Here is a 959-nt window from a genome sequence, read left to right as displayed (position 1 = left end):
GGTCCTCGGCGGCACACCCAAGGTGGTGCTCGCCGACCGGATGGGCTGCCTCAAGGGTGGCGTGGTCGCCAACCGGGTCGTGCCCACGGCCGAGTACGTCCGGTTCGCCACGCACTACCGGTTCCGTCCCGACTTCTGCGAGGCGGCCGACCCGGAGTCCAAGGGCATCGTCGAGGCTCTCGTCCGCTACGGCAAGGACGACCTCCTGCGGCCGCTGCTGCTCGAGCACGCCCAAGGGCTCGACGGTGAGGAGCAGGCCGCGGCTGCGCGGATCCTGGCCGACCTCGGTGGCGCCAACCAGCGCGCGGCCGACTGGTGTGCGGAGGTCAACGCCGCGGTCCACTCAGAGATCGCCGCGGTCCCGAACGAGCGGTTGGCCAAGGAGGTCGACCTGCTCACCGAGCTGCCCTCGCTGCGCCCGGTCATCGGGCCGGCACCGGCGACCCGCAAGGTCGACAAGCTGTCCACGATCCGGCTCGGCTCGGCTCGGTACTCGGTGCCGAACCGGCTCATCGGCACCCAGGTGGGCGTGGTCGTCGACGGCACCCGGGTGCTGATCCTGGACACTGGCACCGGTGAGGTCCACGCCGAGCACCCGCTCACCTCGCCGGGTGAGGCCTCGGTCTTGGACGAGCACTACGGCGGTGCTCGTCCCGCGGTACCGGTGCGGGTGATCCGGCCGCGCAGCGCGGCGGAGGTCGCCTTCTGCGCGCTCGGCCCGGCCGCCGAGGCCCTCATCGCCGGCGCCGCCGGCGCCGGACACACCCGCCTCGGCCCCGAGCTGGCCGAGCTGAACACCCTGAGCGCCGCCCACGGGCAAGCCGCGATGGTCGCCGCCCTGGAGCGAGCAACCGCGTTCGGGCGGTGGCGCGCGGCCGACGTCCGCTCGATCCTGGCCGCCGGCACCGGGGTCCCCACCCCGCGCCCGGCCGGTGACGCCCTCGTGCTGGACCTGCCCA

At 74.2% G+C, this 959-nt stretch carries 1 pseudogene; it reads left to right on the top strand.

Annotated features, from left to right (window positions below):
- Window positions 1-959 (top strand): annotated as a pseudogene (locus Q4P07_RS13420) (IS21 family transposase); the annotation flags it as partial.

Source organism: Ornithinimicrobium sp. (assembly GCF_030537745.1).
Lineage (GTDB): Bacteria > Actinomycetota > Actinomycetes > Actinomycetales > Dermatophilaceae > Ornithinicoccus.
This window is presented reverse-complemented; position numbering and strand designations above follow the sequence as displayed.